Below are 2,838 nucleotides of genomic sequence, written 5' to 3'. Positions count from 1 at the left end.
GCTCTCTTACCCGGGCATCCAGTTTTTCGGCCAGGGCTCTGGCGAATTTTATTCCATCCCCTTCAACCACCAGGTCTACGTCCAGATTTGACCTGCCCAGGAGAATGTCGCGCACGAATCCCCCCACGCAGTAGACCTGGTATCCCATATCCCGGGCCTGGTGGCCGGCGGACTTGAGCAGGGAATATATTTCCCCGGGCAGCCTTTCTTTGAGCATGCGTCTAATGTTGCGTTCCCGCTTTTTTTCCGGAAGCAAAGACTCGGGGATGCGGGCCGGTTCATTAATGAGATTGTTGATCAAATCTGTCCGGGTCACCACCCCGGTGATTGCACCATTCTCCATTACCGGAATGAGGCGTTGTCTCTGACCGATGATGATTTCCATCACCTGGTAAATGTCATCGCCGGGAGTCAAACTGAAAACATTGGAGATCATGTACTCGCTCAGGGGAATTTCTCCCAGGCCGTGACCGATGGCCTTGTCGGCCAGCTGATGCTCCAGTATGCCCACACATTCCCGGCCATTTTTGTCAGTTACGGGGATGGCCTTGAGCCCGAAACGGGTCATGACCTCAGAGGCCAGGTTGATGCTTTTATTCTCTTCTATGGTTACCGCAGGCCTGGACATGAGATCCGAAACAAGTATCTGGGGGTTGATCTGGGAATAGAGCAGACCGAACAGTTCGTCCTTGACCTGGGTCAGGGTCTTATGCTTGAGGTTGGCCGAGGCGGCAAAAGAGTGTCCGCCGCCTCCCATGGAAGAGCATATCTGACCTACATCCACATCAGCGGTCCTGCTTCTGGCCACCAGGTGCACCCGGTCGTGCATGCGCCCCAGGGCGAAAAGAACCCGAATGTTTTCCATATCCAGGAGCTTGTGGGCCAGGAGGGCAAAATCACCTACATAATGATCCAGGGAGATTTCCGTGACCACCACGTCGATCCCCTTAATTTTGTGCGTTGTGGCCGCCTCCAGCATGGAATTGAGTATGGAGACCTGTTCGGCGCTCAGGTCACGGGTGATCAGATCCGAGACCACATTGAGATCCATGCCCTGGGAGAGCAGCCATGAAGCGGCTGAAAAATCATGGGTAGTGGTGGACCTGAAGGTGAAACAGCCGGTATCCTCGTATACCCCCAGACCCATTATCGTGGCTTCATCATCGGTAAGCTGGATCTGCTGATCCTTGAGCAACCTGGAAATAACGGAGATGGTGGATCCCCACGGGTGCACCTCTTCCAGGTCTCCCTTGAGGTCTTCTTCCGAGTCCGGGTGATGGTCGTACAGGTGAATGCTTAAATCTTCTTTATCCAGAAGCTGTTCCACGTGCCTGACCCTGGATTTCTGCCTGGTGTCCACCACCACCAGCCTTTGTACCGACTCCGGATCGATGTCCTTGAAGGATTTGAAATTGTACAGGTAGGTAGCACTCTGGATGAAAAAATTTTTCAGATTTTTCTCCTGGCTGCCGGGAAAGATGAGTACTGCTTCCGGGTACATCTTGCTGGCTGCAATCATGGAAGAAAGGGCATCAAAATCGGCGTTCACATGACAGGTTATTACCGTTGGAGCCTTGAGTTTATCTTTTTTCTGCATGAACCGGCTTTCCTGTATTTTTTGACCTGGGATGAAAAAAATCGTGAGCGGACTTGAGCCTGTCGCTCTGGACATGGGTGTATATCTCGGTGGCTGTTATGTCGGAATGTCCCAGAAGTACCTGGACAGTGCGCAGGTCGGCTCCTCCCTCCAGCAGATGAGTGGCAAAGGAGTGGCGCAGGGTATGCGGGGAAACATCTTTTTTAATCCCGGCCATCACGGTGTATTTCTTGATTATCTTCCATACGCCCTGTCTGGACAGGGCCTTTCCTTAGCGATTGATAAAAACCTTGTCCACCCGGGGTGAGAAAGAGCTGCGCCAGTGCTGTAGGTAAAAATCCAGCCACTGCATACAGCTGAAGTGCAAAGGCACCAGGCGTTCCCGGGCACCTTTGCCCCACACCCTGATTATACCCGCCTGGGGGTCGAAGTCCAGGACCTTGAGGTTTATCAGTTCAGATACCCTTAGTCCGGCTGCATAAAGCATCTCCAGCATGGTTTTGTCCCTGGCTCCGAGCTTGTCCCCTGTGGAAGGTTGGGATAGGATGCTCTCCACTTCCGGGATGGACAGAACCCTGGGAAGCAGCTGCGGCAGCTTGGGATTTTCAAGCATTTCAGCCGGGTTATCCTTCAAGAGCCCCTGTTCATGCAGATAAGCGTAAAACCCGCGCAGGCTGGCCATATGCCTGGCCAGGCTGCGGCTCTGAAGTCCTTTGCGGCGCAGAAACATGAGATATACCAAGAGCACCTGGTCATTTATATCTAAGACATCCTTGCCTTTTTCCTGCAAAAATTCCAGAAAGGTGGACAGGTCCTCGGTGTACGCTGCCACGGTCTGATGGGCCAGTCCCTTGATGACCAGGGCATGCTCCAGAAAGGACCGGGCATGAGGGTGCTCTTGGGCGAGAATGGACAATGAAGGTTTACTCCGGAAAATATGAAAGTTCGTAAGTAATTATCGAATCCAGCTTACCTTTCCGGGCTTGCACCTTCAAGAGGAAAAATATAGGTTTTTAATGCACGGGATGTGGGTAACCCTTCAGGAGGTGCCGCAACGGCCAGGGGACAGTCCCCGCGACACCTTTCCTGCACAATTAAAATATGACAAACGCTAAGTTGTGTGATCCTTCGTATCTGTTTAGCGCTTTGCATGTGGCATGGGGACTGGCTCTTCCGGGACCCACTTGTCCCAAAAAATGAGATGTTTTAAGCACAAAATGATGCTCAAGTGGGTCCCGGAG

Annotated in this window: 1 protein-coding gene and 1 pseudogene; both read right to left on the bottom strand. The window is 52.5% G+C overall.

The features are described 5' to 3' along the window. Positions 1-1,597, bottom strand: a 1,597-nt coding sequence (locus D5S03_RS00730) for a CBS domain-containing protein (protein WP_287042385.1), incomplete at its 3' end; no start/stop codon positions are given. Then, positions 1,581-2,513: pseudogene (xerD, locus tag D5S03_RS00725) on the bottom strand (site-specific tyrosine recombinase XerD). The gene D5S03_RS00730 and the pseudogene xerD, both read right to left, overlap by 17 nt. Positions 2,514-2,838: the final 325 nt, after the last annotated feature.

The organism is Desulfonatronospira sp. MSAO_Bac3, assembly GCF_003838035.1.
Taxonomy (GTDB): Bacteria; Desulfobacterota; Desulfovibrionia; order Desulfovibrionales; family Desulfonatronovibrionaceae; genus Desulfonatronospira; species Desulfonatronospira thiodismutans.
This window is presented reverse-complemented; position numbering and strand designations above follow the sequence as displayed.